The sequence below is a fragment of the Hyphomicrobium sp. 99 genome, assembly GCF_000384335.2.
Classification (GTDB): domain Bacteria; phylum Pseudomonadota; class Alphaproteobacteria; order Rhizobiales; family Hyphomicrobiaceae; genus Hyphomicrobium_B.
The window spans coordinates 2,480,656-2,496,780 of record NZ_KQ031382.1 but is presented as its reverse complement, the minus strand read 5'-3'; the positions used below and the strand labels follow the sequence as shown (position 1 = coordinate 2,496,780).

The following is a 16,125-nucleotide window of genomic DNA, read 5'->3' as shown; positions in this document are numbered from 1 at the left end:
CTAGAGGGCAGCTTCAATTTTTTCCAGCACGCTGGCGGCGCTCGGCAGCTTCGATTGCCGTAGCTTGCGTAGCGGTAGCGATACGACGTTGTCGACGCGCACCATCACGCCGGTATGGTCGAGGCCGGGCGTGCCGACAGGAATATAGACCTTCGGCGTGCGTGCCGGTTTGATCGACGGCGTACCGAGCAGGATCGTCGGGATGTCGGTATCCGGCGGCGTCAGGTCGGGCGAGAAGGATGCGAGCCACAACAGCAGGTCGGTTTCCTTCGCGAAGAGCAGGCGGCTAATCGCGTAGCGTTCTGAATCGTAGTCGGGCTTGCCGCTCGCGAAGGAAACGCGGAGGGGGAAGCCTGACTGCCAGCCGCAAACGGCGCCCGCAGAGACGGCACCTTCGTTGCCGCCGAGGGCGAGCCCCGCGAAGCGCGACGTCAGGTTGATGTCTTTCACGAACTCGGAGATGGCCTGCACGGTCAGCTCGGCGCTCGGGAAGCCGAGGCTCGGCGGAGCCCATACGACGACGCCGTAGCTCGCGGCCTTGCATCTAGCGAGAAGATCGTCGACGGCCGCGCGTGGCAAGCCACCGATGTCGTTGCCTGGGATCGTCGCGCCCTTGTTCAGCGCGCGCATGGCATCGAGAACTTCGCCGATCCGCTCGGTTTTCACCGGCAGTGTCACGACCTCGCCGATGCGCTCTTGTCCCTTGACGGCGGACTCGTTGAGACCTTCGCCGAGGAACACGACCGTCCGCTTCGGCGGATTATCGGAGAACATCGAGGCTTCGTTGCAGACGATGCGTTCGAAGAAACGCGGATGCAACTTGTGGACGTCGCTGCCGGCGATGATGAACAGATCGGCGCGGTTGCGCGCCTCGGTGAGCGTGGTCATCACCCAGCCGGAGGACTGGAGCACTCGGAAATTGCGATACTGAGCGTCGCTCAGTGCATGGTCGACGATGCCGCCGCCCTTTTCGGCAAGCGCCATGATCGCGCGGACGCCATCAACGTCGGTGCCAAGGCCGCCAAAGCTCGGCAAGCGGCTCTCTCTGATAAGACGGGCGGCGGTTGCTATGGCTTCGTCCAACGACACGTCTTTGCCGTCGACCTGCGGATTAGGCTCCGCGAGCGGACGTTCGAAGCCGGCAACCGATTTCGCGCAACCGTTCTTCAGAACTTTCAGCCCGTCACCGGATGGGCCGATCTCTAGATCGTCGCAAAGAATGCCGCAAAAAGGACAGGCGACGTTCTCATAATGGTTTGCGCTGTTACTCGACTTTTGGGATTCCAAATCCTGCTCCTCATGTCCCCTGGTCTTGCAACCGGCGGGATTCGACCAAAGCACGCGGCCGCAGGTAAAACAACGTTACCCAAGCGGTCAAGCGTTGCGAACGTTCACCTCGAATGCGACACATTTTGCCGTCTTTCCGTTGAACATGAACCTGCCTAATGTCCCCGCGCTCGATCCCGGGCCAAAGTCCCGCCCAACGCATCATAAAGTTTCCGGAGGAAATGTATGCTCAAACGCTTGCTGATCGCCGCAGCGATCTTCGGCCTAGTGCCGCTGTCCATGACCGGCGCAGCATGGGCGCACGGCCCATCACGTCAGAAAGTCGTTGAGTCCATCGAGATCAACGCCCCGGCCGACAAGGTTTGGGCCGTGATCGGCAATTTCCAGGATGCGAGCTGGATCCCGGCCGTCGCCAAGACGGAAGGCAAGGGTGGCAACGACGTCGGCGCGACGCGCAAGCTCACTCTCCAGAACGGCGGCACGATCGAGGAAGCGCTCGATAAGTATGACGCCGAGGAGAAATCCTACGGATACGAGATCACCAAGGTCGACGTGAAGGTTCTGCCGATCAATGATTACTCGTCCCACATCACGGTGACGGCGAACGGCGACAAGACGACCGTCGAATGGAAGGGCGCGTTCTACCGCGGCTACATGCTTAACGACCCGCCGCCGGAACTGTCGGACGAGGTTGCCAACAAAGCGATCACAGACCTCTACACCTCGACGCTCGCGGCGTTGAAGAAGAAGATCGAGGGCGGAAGCTGATCTGGCGTTTGAACGTCACGTACATTCGGCGCGAGCTGGGCATTTGCCTGCTCGCGCTGCTCTGCTCAGCAGGAATGCCCGCCGTCGCGGGCGAGGCGATCGTAACGGATCAGCCCGGCGATAGCGTTTCGTTCGTCGATCTCAACGCGATGAAAGAGCTTGGTCGCGTCGAAGTCGGCGGTAAGCCTGCTGGCGTCGCTCTCTCGCCCGACAAGGCGACCGCGTATGTCACCGCACCTGACAGCAAAGAACTCATCGAAATCGATGCCGTTTCGCGGGCGGTGAAGCGGCGCCTCGTTCTCGGCGGCGCCCCGCTCGGGATTGCTGCGCATCCGACCCGTCCGGAAGTTTATATCGCGGATTGGTATGCGCATAAGCTGATCATCGTCGATACCGGCAAGTTTGAGATCTCGGGTGAGATCCCCGTCGGGCAGTCGCCGTCGGGTGTGGCGGTGACGCCGGATGGCCGTTTGCTGCTTTCAGCGGACCGGGACAGCGACGCCGTTTCGATTATCGACGTGGCCACGCGTGCGCGTTTGGGATCAGTCGCGGTCGGCAGTCGCCCGTTTGGAATAACGATCGATAATGCCGGGGCGCGAGCGTTTACGGCCAACGTCAAAAGCGACGACGTCACCGTGATCGAGATCGCCACGAGTACCCTGATCGGCCGGGTGCCGACTGGCCGGAGGCCCTATGCAGTGGCGTTGGCCAAGGGGAGGGGGTTCGTCACCGATCAATATGGCGGGACGATCACCGTATTCGATCTGGGGACGCTTGCTCCGATAAAGCGGATCGAGGCCTGCGATCATCCCGAAGGTATCGAAGCTGACGCCGGCGAGACAAATATTTATGTCGCTTGCTGGGGCGACGACGTGTTGCTGCGTATAGATCCCCAAGGCCTCAAAGTGACCGGGAAGGCACCCGTCGGCAACGGTCCCCGCGCGTTCGGCAAATTCCTTCGGTGATGTCCGTTTTGGCAGGGGCAGTGAGCGCTTCGCCCGGGTTACTGCCTTGTAAGTTGAGACTTTCTGATCTTTCGGCATCCTGCGGCAAGCTAGTCTTCAGTCGGAAACCGGGTCAGTGCCCTGGCTATTGACTGAAATTTGTAAGTCGTCTGGTCAAGCAGCCCTGGTCCCGCTACACAGCCGGACAAAAAAATTCCGAATAGACGATCTGGAGGATCGCCCCATATGCCCCAAATTTCCTTCCGCAGAGCCAGCCTTGCTGCGTTCGCAGTTGTTTGCCTGGGTGCCGTCGGCGCCGTCGCGGCGGATATACCGAAGCCGACGGAGGTCCTCTTCGAGCGGCCGCATATCGCAGCGGTCACCCCTGGAACGGACCTTGTCTACAAATTCGAGCGCAAGCCTTCCGATCCGAAGGCGCTCGGGGAGGGCTTCACCGATGACATCATCGTGAAGGTCGAGAGCGATGGCGCGCCGGGGAAGAAGAATGTGCTGGTAAAAATGTACTCTGGGGACAGAGCCCGGGAGCCGCAGCGGATCACCGACATGGACGGCAATCCGATGCTCGTGATCTACCTCGATAATGCCGTCGCGCATTTCCGCATGCTGGCGGGCGGCGACAGTGCTTATCTCAAGGGCATGTTCAGCAGGTATCTCGGAAAGGGCGCGACGATCGCTCCGGCAACGATTGTCTACAAGGGTCAGCCGGTCGAGGGTTATAAGGTGACCGCGACACCTTTCGTTGACGATCCGGCGAAAGGGAAGATGAACGGTTTCGAAGGCGCGACGTTTACAATAGCGCTGTCGGATAAAATTCCGGGATACTTCGCCAAGATGATTTCGGAGTACACAAATACGGACAAGAAGTCCCCGACGCTTGAAGAGACGACGACTCTCGAAGGTGTAGGAGAGGTGAAATGATAAAGCGCTTCGCGGTCCGCGTTTGCAGCGGACTTTTCGCGGCGATGGCAGTTCTGATTTCCGCCTCTTCGGGGCGCGTCGCGGCGGAGGAACTACCGTCGAATGACTATCCGACGTCGGCGCGCGCGGATTATGTTTACGCGTGCATGGCGGTGAACGGTCAGAACCGCGAGGTTCTCGAGAAGTGTTCGTGCTCGATCGATGAGATCGCGAACATTTTGCCGTTTAGCCAATACGAGGAAGCCGAGACGTTGCTCTCAGTTGGCCTGCGTGGCGGCGAAAACGTTGCCTGGACGAAATCGCCGGAATTTCAGGAAAAGGTGAAAAACCTTCGACGCGCGCAAGTCGAGGGCGAGTTGCGCTGCTTCTGATGTTGGCGCCCGGCGACTCCCCGATGGGGAGCCGGCCGCCCGGCGCGTCTTGATGCTGGCGTACGGCGCTCGCGTTCCGCGAGCCGGCCGCCGAGCGCGGAAGAGATATCATTCCCATTCGAGTTCGGTGAAGGCGGCGGTGACGTTGCGCGGGTGATGCTCGTCAAATAGAGCCCACTTGCCGCGCTCCGATTGTCCGGCCGTCGCGACGGCTTCCTCGATCGTTTTGCCGTCCTTGATCATTTTCCGAACGTCGCTGGCCAGAACCTTCAAATAGCGCTCTACGGGCGCAATCGCATCGGGCCAGGGCATCGTCTTGGGTCCGTGTCCCGGCACGGCGCGATCGGCTTTTTCCTGCGTCAGCACCGGAATGAGATTGAGCCAGCCGACGATGGATCCGTCGAGCGTCGGGACGTGGTTTGAGAAGAGAAGGTCGCCGAGGAAAAATGTGCCGGTCGCTGAATCGAAGATCGTCAAGTCGTTGTCGGTGTGTGCCGTCGGGCGCGCCTTGAGCGTCAGCGTCCGGCCGCCGAGATCGAGGTCGAGCGTGTCTTTGACGAGCAAAGTCGGTGGAATGATTTCAGTGCCGGCAAATGCGGTGTCGCCAACGCGCTCACGCGCATTCGTCAGATAGCTTTCCTTGCGCGCGTAGAGCGCAGCTGGAAGCTTATGATGACCGACGAACTGCACCTCCTGCGATTTGAACGCGGCGTTTCCCATCACGTGATCGGGATGCATGTGCGTGTTGATCACGTAGTGAATAGGTTTGCTGGTGATCTCTGCGATAGCCTCGAGAAGATCTTTTCCGGCTGCGTAAGAGCCGCTGGTGTCGATGACGGCGACTGCGTTGGCGCCGATGATGCAAACGGCGTTCGAGATGTCGCCGCGGTTTTCGCGATTAACCAATTCATATTTGCCGACGTGGACGAAGATTCCGGGCGCGATCTCCAAGACTCCGATTCTTTCCGCTTCGGCGCGGGAAACCCGAGGCAAAAGCGGGAGCAGCGCTGCCAGCGTCGCGCCGCGAAGGAAGTCTTTGCGCGAAGGTTTTGCGCCGTAAGGAGGAATTCCTGTCATTCAAGTTCGCCTGTCGAAGTCACGGAATATGGATGGCCTAAATGCCACTTTCGTTCTGGACTTTTCACGAACTTGCGAGAACCCGTGATCACAAAGCCTGATTTTTGAGCCGTCAAAACAACTAGACGTGCGCTGCAGCATTTTTGATGCATTGCAAATTCTTCCCGTGAATAAAGGGATAATTTGGGTCAGAAGTGTTGTCCTAATTTGCCGCAGGAGAATGAGTGTCGCACTTCGTGTTGCGAGCAGAAAAAAAAAGTGTCTACATGCCGCTCGTTCACGCGGACTACCGATCTCTACACGGTTTCGTGAAGAACTTCTCATCCGGTGGGGCAAAGACGGGAGAAAATCTCGCAATTCCCAATGCCGGATAAGGGGATATCGGAAGTTCTCGGGTTCGACTTGCAAGCGTGGCAAGACTTTTCTCAAAACGGAGGAAGCGCGATGCGCAAAAGTGCATTCGCATACGGTTTGCTCGCAACAGCCGCGTTCTCGGCGCCCGTCTGGGCGAACGATGACGTTGCCAAGTTGTCGGCAGATCCGAATAACTGGGCCCAGCAGTCCGGCGACTATGCCGGCACGCGGTATTCCGCACTGGACCAGATCAACACTGAAAACGTTGGTCAGCTGAAAGTGGCATGGACGTTCTCGACGGGCGTTCTTCGTGGTCACGAAGGCGGTCCGCTCGTTGTCGGTGACACGATGTACCTTCACTCGGCGTTCCCGAACATTGTGTTCGCTTTGAACCTCGCCGACGAACAGAAGATCATCTGGAAGTATACGCCGAAGCAGGACCCCTCGGTCATCCCCGTGATGTGCTGTGACACGGTTAACCGTGGCGTGCAGTATGCCGAAGGCAAGATCTTCCTCCATCAGGCCGACACCGCTCTCGTCGCTCTCGACGCGAAGACGGGTAAGGAACTGTGGAAGGTCGTCGACGGCGATCCGAAGAAGGGCGAAACGGGCACCGGTGCTCCGCTCGTCACGAAGGACAAGGTGATCATCGGTATCTCGGGCGCTGAGTTCGGCGTTCGTTGCCACGTCACCGCCTACGACATCAACAGCGGTAAGAAGGTCTGGCGCGCCTACTCGATGGGCCCGGATTCTGACATCCTCGTTGATCCCGAGAAGACCACGTCGCTCGGCAAGCCGGTCGGCAAGGACTCCTCGCTCAAGACCTGGAACGGCGATCAGTGGAAGATCGGTGGCGGTTCGACCTGGGGCTACATGGCCTTCGATCCTGAACTGAACCTGATCTACTACGGAACGGGCAACCCATCGACCTGGAACCCTGCACAGCGTGCGGGACCGGATGGCAAGCCGATCGACCAGAAGTGGTCGATGACTATGTTCGCTCGTGACGTCGACACCGGCGTTGCCAAGTGGGCATACCAGATGACGCCGTTCGACGAGTGGGACTATGACGGCATCAACGAGCCGATCCTGGCCGAACTCGAAATCGACGGCGCGAAGCGCAAAACGGCAACTCACTTTGACCGTAACGGCTTCGGCTACACCTGGGATCGTGCAACGGGTGAGCTTCTCGTCGCTGAGAAGTATGATCCGGTCGTGAACTGGGCAACCGGCATCGACATGGACAAGTCCTCTAAGGACTATGGCCGTCCGATCCGCGTCGCAAAGTACTCGACGTTCAAGAACGGTGCCGACTTCAACACGAAGGGCGTTTGCCCTGCGGCTCTCGGTTCTAAGGACCAGCAGCCGGCTTCGTTCTCGAAGCTGACCGGCTTGTTCTATGTTCCGACGAACCACGTCTGCATGGACTACGAACCCTTCAAGGTTTCGTACACGGCTGGTCAGCCTTACGTTGGCGCCACGCTGTCCATGTTCCCGGGTCCGGATGAACCGAAGCGTATGGGCAACTTCATTGCCTGGGACGGCGCAAAGGGCAAGATCGTCTGGTCGAAGCCTGAGCAGTTCTCGGTATGGTCGGGCGCTCTGACCACCGCTGGCGGCGTTGCCTTCTACGGCACGCTCGAAGGCTACTTCAAAGCCGTCGACCAGAAGGATGGCAAGGAGCTCTTCAAGTTCAAGACGCCGTCGGGCATCATTGGCAACGCTATGACTTACAGCCACGGCGGTAAGCAGTACGTTGGCATCTTCTCGGGCGTTGGTGGTTGGGCCGGTATCGGTCTTGCTGCTGGCTTGACGAACCCGACCGATGGCCTCGGCGCCGTTGGTGGCTACGCTGGCCTCTCGGAGTACACGAACCTCGGTGGCTCGCTCACCGTGTTCGCTCTCCCATAGGGCTTGAGCCTACAAATAAGGGAGCCGGTGCAGGGAAACCTGCGCCGGCTCTTTGCCGTCCGCAATCTCCCCTTGCATTAAAAAAACAGCCGCATTCTAACGACGGCGCGACAAGTGGCGATCTTCTTTCGCTTGAGAACGCGGCGCAAAAAGCGCAAGCGTTCGGCGAACGGCGGCTCACCATCCACGGTCTGGAAATGGTCAGTGCGGTGGGACCCCACGCAATGCAATCGACAGGATGAAGAGGAACATCGTGAACAAGTTCAGTAAGAGAATGGCCGTCGCGCTGATGGCCTGCGCCGCGGCTGGCGCCGCCGCCTGCCAGGAGCAGAACAAGCCCGCAGAAAAGTCTGCAGCTTCGACATCCGCTCCTGCACCGGAAGCGAAATCTGAAGCCGCCGCACCCGCAGCCGAGCCCGCGAAGGCAGCCTCGACACCTGCTCCGGCACCGGCTGCCGAGCCCGAGAAGAAAGCGGAAGCTCCTGCAGCCCCGGCTCCCGCCGCTGCCCAGCCGCAGCAGGTTGCGCAAGCTGAAGCACCGGCAGCGCCGGCCGCTCCCGCAGCTTCATCGGCTGCCCCCAATCCGGATGATGCGAACGCGCCGCCGCCGGGCTCGCGTAAGCCCGATGGCGATGCCGTCTATCCGAACCCGGTCAGCGACCTCGCGAAGAGCGAAGGCATCAAGTTTGAAGATGGCCGCTATCGCAATAAGGACGGCGATCCAGTTCCGGTCGTCACGAAGGACTACATGGTTGACTGGGGTACCTGGAACGGCTTCCGCCGTTATCATGACGCTTGCCACGTCTGCCATGGTCCGAATGCCCTCGGCAGCACCTTCGCGCCGGCGTTGGCCGACAGCTTGAAGACGATGGATTACAACACGTTCATCGCGACTGTTTCCAGCGGCCGCGTCGTCAACCGCGCCGGTACAGAGTACGTCATGCCGGCGTTCGGCGAAGACAAGAACATCATGTGCTACATCGACGATATCTACACGTACATTAAGGCACGTTCCCAGAACGCGACCGACAGCAAGACGGGTATGCCTGCGGGCCGCCCGAATGGCCGTGAAGACATCTCGCCGGAAGCCAAAAAGTCTGCCGAAGAGTGCACGGGTTGAGCATCTGGAATTTTCTCCAGTTCTCATCATATGATTGTCGGGCTTAATTGCCGGTCTGGCGCGTCGGTGTCGCGCTAGACCGCCAAGATATCGCTAGCGAAGGTTTAGAGGGGGCGGGTCGCATTTGCGACGTGCCCCCACTCCATATCAGGAGCCGCGACGTTCACGCCGCCATAACAAAAAGGTTACCAACGTGAGGAAACAAGCGCTCAAGATTTCATTTCTTTCAGGGCCGGCATTGGCTTTGGGAATTTCCGCAGCCGTTTCGATATTTGCTTTCGCATCTCATTCGAGCGCAGCCGACGCGCCCAAGGCTGATCTCGTCAACAGGCAGCAGCTGCGCGTTTGCGCGGACCCGGCTGATCTTCCGTTCTCAAATCAAAAGGAAGAAGGGTTTGAAAACAAGATCGCGAACATTATTGGCGACGAGCTGAAGCTTCCGGTCGTCTACACGTGGTTTCCCAAAGCGACGGGTTTCGTGCGCATGACGCTTGGTGCCAAGCGATGCGATCTCGTGATCGGTTGGGGCCAGGGTGACGACTTGGTACTCAACACCAACGCGATCTATCGTTCGACGTCTGCGCTCATCTACAAGAAGGGCACGGGGCTGGATGGCGTCGACACGCTCGCCGATCCTCGCCTTCAAGGGAAGAAGATCGGTGTCCAGCAGGGTTCGGCAGGCGGCACGCTCGCGGCCCATTACGGTCTGATGTCCAACGTCCACGGCTATCCGATGATGGTCGACCGCCGTTACGCAAATCCCGCAAAGGATATGGTGGACGACATCCGCAAGGGTGAGGTCGACGCCGGTATCCTGTGGGGACCGATAGCTTCTTACTGGGCCGCGCGGGATGGCGAACCGCTCGTCGTCGTGCCTCTCGTCAAAGAGGCGGGAGCGGCCAAGATCGCATTCCGCATCACGATGGGCGTGCGCAACGGAGACGACGCATGGAAGCGCAAGCTCAACGAAGTGATCCGTAAGCGGCAAGGCGATATCGACAAGGTTCTGCTCGATTACGGCGTGCCGCTGCTTGTCGATGACGATACGTCGACTGAGAGGATCACGAAGCCGCGCATGTCCGCCTCCGCAGAGCCTGCGCCGGGCGGAGACACGGCAGCGACGGCGCCAGCTCCTGCTTCCGCCACCCCTTAAGATGCAAGACGAAACTCAGGAAGCGGCGGATTTTGTTTGCCGCTTTCCCCGAGTTCGAGCCATTGGAAAGCGCCGCGCCCAAGATGCTTCTATCGCGTCTCTGCATGATCGCTGTGTTGAGCGTTAGCGCGGCGTTTTGGGTTCCAATTGCCGGCTCCGTCAGCGTCTCTGCCGAGGAGGATGTTTCGGGCCCCGCGCCCTCCGGCGAGCCGCCTGCCGAGCCTCATTCGTATCGCACCGACAATTATCGCAAGCCCGTTCCGTTGACGCTCGAAGGCGCAGCAGTGCTTTCAGACGAAGAGGCGATGAAAGTCTGGGCAGCGAAGTCCGCAATTTTCATCGACGTTTATCCGCGTCCGCCCAAACCTGATGGTCTTCCGGCTGGTACGATCTGGCGCGATCCCTCTCACATGACGATCGAAGACGCTGTATGGCTTCCAAACGTCGGCTACGGCGTGCTGTCAGCGGAAGCTTCGCAATATTTTCAGCGCAACCTGGAAATGCTGACGAATGGCGACAAGGCGAAGCCGCTCGTGTTCTTCTGTCTCAAGAATTGCTGGATGAGCTGGAACGCCGCGAAGCGCGCATTGAGCTTCGGATATAAGAACGTCTCGTGGTATCGGGACGGGAGCGACGGCTGGCAGGAGGCTGGTGGTCTCGTCGTCGAGGCGCATCCTCTGCCATGAGATCCACGTTGAAGCGCGCGTTCGAAGCTAAAATTTGAATGCAATGTGTCGCACACGCGTGCCACGGTTTTCGTGCGGGCGGGATGCTAGTCGCTTTTGCTCCTATTTAGATTCGGGGTTGCCATACAACGCCGCCAAGTGGCGTATTGTGGACCGCAGTGTAACTTCGCCGTACGCAACAACACATCGAGAACAGAGGGGATCGATTGACACTCCACGAACTGGCTATCCTCTTGGCTGCCTTGGCGCTTGCCGCACCGCTCGCTCGCTGGCTCGGCATAGCGGCTGTACTCGGCTACCTCATAGCCGGCGTCGTGCTCGGGCCCTATGGCGTCGGGCGTCTGTTTACGGAGCACGATGCGAAGCAGGTCCTGGACTTTGCCGAATTCGGCGTTGTTCTGCTGCTGTTTCTGATCGGATTGGAACTTCGGCCGAAACGGCTTTGGTCAATGCGCCAGGCGATTTTCGGCATCGGCACCTTGCAGGTGGCGATCACGTCGATCGCACTCGGGTTCGTGTGCATTCTGTTCTTCGGCACGCAGTGGCAGCCGTCTCTCTTTGCTGGTGCGGCTCTTGCGCTCTCGTCGACGGCGTTCGCCTTGCAGGTGCTCGAAGAGAACAACGAACTTGCGACTCGTCACGGCCGGCTCGGTTTCTCGGTGCTTCTGTTCCAGGACCTTGCCGCCATTCCGCTTATTGCGCTCGCGCCCTATTTCGCGGTGACGGCAGCCAAGGCGGCACCGGTCATCGATTACTTTGCTTTCGCCAAGGGGCTCGGGACGATCGTGCTCGTTGTCGTCGTCGGACGCTATGTGCTTGACGCCTTCCTGCGTCTCGTTGCTTTGTCGCGCGTGAAGGAAGCCATGACGGCGGCGGGGCTTCTGACCGTCGTCGGCATCACGCTGATCATGGAAGCCGTCGGATTGTCGGCGTCGCTCGGCGCGTTCATCGCGGGTGCGCTTCTTGCCGAAAGCAGCTACCGGCACGAACTCGAGGCGGATATTGCGCCGTTCGAGGGGCTGCTGCTCGGGATCTTCTTCACGGCCATCGGCATGTCGCTCAATCTCGGGCTTCTGCTCGCCGAGCCGGGGATGATCATCACGCTGACGCTGACGCTGATCGTCGTGAAATCGATCGTCCTGTTTCTTTTGGGTCGCTGGCAGGGCCTTGAATCAGGCCCGTCGCGACGGCTTGCATTCGCGCTCTCGCAAGGCGGTGAATTCGCTTTCGTTCTGCTGTCGGTCGGGCAGGCGGCCGGCGTTCTTGGCAGCACGCCATCGCAAATTCTTGCCGTCGTCATCACGTTGTCTATGGCGATGACGCCGGTGCTTCTGATGTTGGACAGAAGGCTGGCCGCGAAGGTGAAAACGCAGACACGTCCTTTCGATACGCTGCCGGAAAAGGAGGGGCATGTCGTAATTGCGGGGTTCGGGCGGTTCGGGCAAATCACGGCTCGTATCCTGCGCGCGAAGGGCATTCCATTCACGGCGCTCGACATCAGCGTCGAGCAGGTCGATTTCGTGAAACGCTTCGGCAGCAAAGCCTTCTTCGGCGACGCCAGCCGACCCGAGGTGCTGGAGGCTGCGCAGACGGACAAGGCGCGCGCGTTCGTGCTCGCGATCGACGACGTCGAGGCGTCCATGCGCGCGGCCGAATACGTCAAGAAGCACTATCCGCACGTACCGATCTACGCGCGTGCGCGCGACCGCATGCACGCCTATCGACTTCTCGATCTCGGCGTCGCGGCGATCCGGCGTGAGACCTTTTTGTCATCGCTCGACCTGACGCGCGAGCTGATGCTGGGGCTCGGGTATTCTGACCGGGTCGCGAGCCGCATCGTTCAGACCTTCAGAGATCATGACGTGCGCCGTCTCAACGAGGACTACAAGCTGTCGTCGGACGTCGAGAAGCTGCTCGAGCGGGCGCGAACGTCGCAGGCCATGCTCGACAAGCTGTTTCACGAGGACGAGGTGGAAGAGGCCAAGCTCGCTCAGAGTGAAAAGAACCAGCGCGAGGGCAAGACTTTGCGGGAGGCCAAGGCGGGCGAGATTGCCTCCTGACCTGAATGCGGGGTTCCGGAGCGTGACACTTGGTCCCCGCCGGGAAAGGGTCCGGAGGGGCTGTTTTTGCCGTGCACCAAGGGGCTCAGCGCGGTAGACGACACAGCAACTCCCCGGTAAATGTCCCTCGACCTCACGGCGGCGCTCGCGGCGCTCATGAAAACGGATCCACGAACAGAATGAGTAAAGCCCAGATCAAGGCCGACACGTCGCTGGCAGCAAGCCACGGCGACATGGCCAATGCCATCCGCGCTCTCGCGATGGATGCCGTTCAGGCCGCCAATTCCGGCCATCCTGGAATGCCCATGGGTATGGCCGACGCCGCCACTGCGCTGTTTACCGAAGCGCTGAAGTTCGACGCGAGTGCGCCCGAGTGGCCGAACCGCGACCGCTTCGTTCTGTCGGCCGGTCACGGCTCAATGCTTCTCTACTCGCTCCTTCATCTGACGGGCTATCCCGGAATGACGATCGAGGAGCTCAAGAACTTCCGTCAATTCGGATCGAAGACCGCCGGTCACCCGGAATACGGCCACGCGCCCGGGATCGAAACGACGACGGGCCCGCTTGGCCAGGGCATCGCCAATGCGGTTGGAATGGCGCTCTCGGAGCGCCTGCTTGCGGCGCGCGTCGGCTCGGATCTCATCGATTATCATACCTACGTCATCGCCGGTGACGGATGCCTGATGGAGGGCATCAGCCAGGAAGCCATTTCGCTTGCCGGTCACTTGAAGCTTGGCAAGCTGATCGTGCTCTGGGACGACAACTCCATCACGATCGATGGCGCAACGAACCTTTCGGTTTCAGACAGCGAAGTGAAGCGCTTCGAAGCTTCGGGCTGGAACACGATCCGCGTGGACGGTCACGACAGCGCCGCTGTAGCTGCTGCGATCAAGGCAGCCAAGGGCGATCCGTCAAAGCCGTGGCTCATCGCGTGCAAGACGCAGATTGGATACGGCTCGCCGAACAAGGCTGGCAAATCTTCGGCGCACGGCGAACCGCTCGGCGCAGAAGAGATCAAGAATACGCGCGAGAAGCTCGGTTGGCCGTATGGGCCGTTCGAGATTCCCGAACACGTTCTTTCCGCCTGGCGCAACGTCGGCAGCGCGCATTCGAAGGTTCGTGCGGATTGGGCGAAGCGCTTTTCCAATGCGAGCCCGGAAGCAAAGGCGTTGATCGAAGGCCGGGAGACGAAAGACATCGTCGCCAAGGCGATAGCCGAAGCGAAGAGTGCATTCGCTGGCGATAGCGCGAAGCGCGCGACGCGTGTCTGGTCGCAATTGACCATCGAGCGCCTTGTGCCGGTTCTTCCTGAGCTGATCGGCGGTTCGGCCGATCTTACGGGATCCAACGGCACGCGGACGAAGCATCACAGCTCGGTGACGCCAGAGAACTTCTCAGGCAACTACATCCACTATGGCGTTCGCGAGCATGGCATGGCCGCGGCGATGAACGGCCTCGCGCTCTCAGGTTCGTTCATTCCCTATGGCGGCACGTTCCTCGTGTTCGCGGATTACTGCCGTCATTCGATCCGTCTCTCGGCCTTGATGCAGCAGCGCGTGCTTTACGTGCTGACGCACGATTCGATCGGGCTTGGCGAAGACGGGCCGACGCATCAGCCCGTCGAGCACTTGAGCTCGCTGCGCGCAATCCCGAACCTCCAAGTGTTTCGTCCAGCCGACGGTATTGAAACGGCCGAGTGCTGGGAGCTTGCCATCGCTTCGGAGACGGCACCTTCGGTTCTGGCTCTATCGCGGCAGGCGGTTCCAAATCTTCGCACTGAAGGCGCCGAGAACCTCAGCGCAAAGGGCGCCTATGTTCTGAAGGCCGCCGAGGGCAAGCGGGACGTGACGTTGCTCGCGACGGGCTCAGAGGTCGGTCTCGCCGTCGAAGCTGCCGCGGCGCTCGCAAAGGACGGCATTAATGCAGCCGTCGTCTCGATGCCATCATTCGAACTCTTCCGTGCGCAGCCGGAGAGCTATCAACGCGAGGTTCTTGGCGACGCGCCGCGCGTTGCGGTCGAAGCCGGCATCGGCCAATGCTGGTTCGAATGGCTCGGGAAGTCCGATGCCTTCGTCGGCATGAACGGTTTCGGCGCCTCGGCACCTGCCGCCCAGCTTTACGAGCATTTCGGCATCACGGCTTCTCGCGTCGCGGACGAAGCGCGCCGCCTCATTTCGAAGGCTGGATGACCAACTAACGATACGCACTCACATCATCGGAACATCGGAACGGTAGCCGAATGAACCTCGACAAGTTGAAGACGACCGACGGCATTGACGTCAAAGGCAAACGCGTCATCGTTCGAGCGGATCTCAACGTTCCGGTGCGGGATGGGAAGGTGACGGACGCGACGCGTCTCGAGCGATTGCTGCCGGGCCTCAATGCACTTGCCGATCGCGGCGCCAAGGTCATCGTCATTTCGCATTTCGGACGGCCGAAGAATGGTCCGGATGCCGAGTTCTCTTTGAAGCCGGTCGCCGAGATGCTGCAACGTCTCTTGAACCGGCCAGTGGCATTCGGTGCCGACAGCATCGGCGAGGAAGCTGCAGGCACGGTCGACAAGCTCAATAACGGCGACATCGCCGTTCTCGAGAATCTTCGCTTCCACAAGGGCGAAGAGAAGAACGATCCGGCTTTCGCGGGTGAGCTGGCAAAGCTCGGCGATATTTTCGTGGGTGACGCGTTTTCATGTGCGCATCGCGCGCATGCCTCGACCGAGGGACTAACGCATTTTCTTCCGTCCTACGCCGGCCCGCTGTTGATGGAAGAAATCAACGCGCTTCGAACCGCACTCGAAAAGCCGAAGCGTCCGACGGCAGCTGTCGTTGGCGGAGCGAAGGTCTCGACGAAGATTCCCGTTTTGACGAACCTTGTTGCCAAGGTCGATCGCCTCATCATCGGCGGCGGCATGGCGAATACTTTCCTCCAGGCGCTGGGCGTCGCGGTCGGAAAGTCTCTCGCAGAACCTGATTTTCACGCCACCGCGCGGGACATCATGGCGGAAGCCAAGCAGAAGGGCTGCGAGATCGTTCTTCCCGTGGACGCCGTCGTGGCAACGGAATTCAAGGAAGGTGCCGCGTACCAAGTCGTCAAGATCGACAGCGTTCCGTCAGATGCCATGATCCTCGACGTCGGGCCGCAGTCCATCGCCCGTTTGAGCGAACTCCTCGAACAGACGAAAACCTTGCTTTGGAACGGGCCGCTCGGGGCGTTCGAAATTGCACCCTTCGGCGAGGGTACGTTTGCGCTGGCGCGTGCTGCCGCCGCTTTGACGAAGGCGGGTAAGCTCGTGTCGGTCGCTGGTGGCGGAGACACGGTGGCGGCGTTGAATTCTGCAGGCGTGACGGACGATTTTACCTATGTTTCGACGGCAGGCGGTGCGTTCCTCGAGTGGCTCGAAGGCCGCGAATTGCCGGGCGTTGCGGCGCTCACGCGCTAAAGCCCGCGGCACGACC

At 60.1% G+C, this 16,125-nt stretch carries 13 protein-coding genes; 11 read left to right on the top strand and 2 right to left on the bottom strand.

Annotated elements, in window-relative coordinates:
• Positions 1-1,287: a formylmethanofuran dehydrogenase gene (locus G359_RS11970; RefSeq protein ID WP_045836320.1), complete on the bottom strand. Its 1,287-nt coding sequence runs from the start codon at positions 1,285-1,287 to the stop codon at positions 1-3.
• A gap of 225 nt (positions 1,288-1,512) precedes the next feature.
• Here G359_RS11970 and G359_RS11965 point away from each other — a divergent pair, with 225 nt between their 5' ends.
• The 4 genes from G359_RS11965 to G359_RS11950 all read left to right on the top strand — a co-directional run bounded on the left by G359_RS11965 (position 1,513) and on the right by G359_RS11950 (position 4,309).
• Entirely contained in the window at positions 1,513-2,055 is a 543-nt protein-coding gene (locus tag G359_RS11965; protein WP_045836319.1) for an SRPBCC family protein, read from the top strand.
• 74 nt (positions 2,056-2,129) lie between these two features.
• Entirely contained in the window at positions 2,130-3,020 is an 891-nt protein-coding gene (locus tag G359_RS11960; protein WP_045837942.1) for a beta-propeller fold lactonase family protein, read from the top strand.
• Between the two features lie 225 nt (positions 3,021-3,245).
• Positions 3,246-3,938 (top strand): hypothetical protein, encoded by a 693-nt coding sequence (locus tag G359_RS11955; RefSeq protein WP_045836318.1) that lies wholly within the window; start codon positions 3,246-3,248, stop codon positions 3,936-3,938.
• Entirely contained in the window at positions 3,935-4,309 is a 375-nt protein-coding gene (locus G359_RS11950) for a hypothetical protein (protein WP_045836317.1), read from the top strand. Before G359_RS11955 ends, G359_RS11950 begins: the two co-directional genes overlap by 4 nt.
• Positions 4,310-4,417: 108 nt before the next feature.
• Here the strand turns inward: G359_RS11950 and G359_RS11945 are convergent, their stop codons facing one another.
• Positions 4,418-5,386 (bottom strand): quinoprotein relay system zinc metallohydrolase 2, encoded by a 969-nt coding sequence (locus G359_RS11945; protein ID WP_045836316.1) that lies wholly within the window; start codon positions 5,384-5,386, stop codon positions 4,418-4,420.
• Between the two features lie 444 nt (positions 5,387-5,830).
• On the opposite strand from G359_RS11945, the gene G359_RS11940 reads away from it, so the two are divergent.
• The 7 genes from G359_RS11940 to pgk all read left to right on the top strand — a co-directional run bounded on the left by G359_RS11940 (position 5,831) and on the right by pgk (position 16,109).
• On the top strand, positions 5,831-7,651 hold the full coding sequence (locus G359_RS11940) for a methanol/ethanol family PQQ-dependent dehydrogenase (RefSeq protein WP_045837941.1): 1,821 nt from the start codon (positions 5,831-5,833) through the stop codon (positions 7,649-7,651).
• 253 nt (positions 7,652-7,904) lie between these two features.
• On the top strand, positions 7,905-8,771 hold the full coding sequence (locus G359_RS20930; protein WP_245280005.1) for a c-type cytochrome, methanol metabolism-related: 867 nt from the start codon (positions 7,905-7,907) through the stop codon (positions 8,769-8,771).
• Between the two features lie 193 nt (positions 8,772-8,964).
• Positions 8,965-9,924, top strand: a complete 960-nt coding sequence (locus G359_RS11930) for a substrate-binding domain-containing protein (protein WP_045836314.1) — start codon at positions 8,965-8,967, stop codon at positions 9,922-9,924.
• Between the two features lie 32 nt (positions 9,925-9,956).
• A complete protein-coding gene (locus G359_RS11925) occupies positions 9,957-10,610 on the top strand; it encodes a PQQ-dependent catabolism-associated CXXCW motif protein (protein ID WP_245280004.1) in 654 nt (217 codons plus the stop codon).
• A gap of 206 nt (positions 10,611-10,816) precedes the next feature.
• Positions 10,817-12,670, top strand: coding sequence for a monovalent cation:proton antiporter-2 (CPA2) family protein (locus G359_RS11920; protein ID WP_045836313.1), 1,854 nt, complete (start codon positions 10,817-10,819; stop codon positions 12,668-12,670).
• A 179-nt stretch (positions 12,671-12,849) separates the two neighbouring features.
• The gene (tkt, locus tag G359_RS11915; RefSeq protein WP_045836312.1) at positions 12,850-14,859 is read left to right on the top strand and encodes a transketolase; all 2,010 of its coding nucleotides are present in this window, start codon (positions 12,850-12,852) and stop codon (positions 14,857-14,859) included.
• A gap of 50 nt (positions 14,860-14,909) precedes the next feature.
• Complete coding sequence (gene pgk, locus G359_RS11910) at positions 14,910-16,109, top strand: phosphoglycerate kinase (RefSeq protein WP_045836311.1); 1,200 nt, start codon at positions 14,910-14,912, stop codon at positions 16,107-16,109.
• The last annotated feature ends 16 nt before the right edge of the window (positions 16,110-16,125 follow it).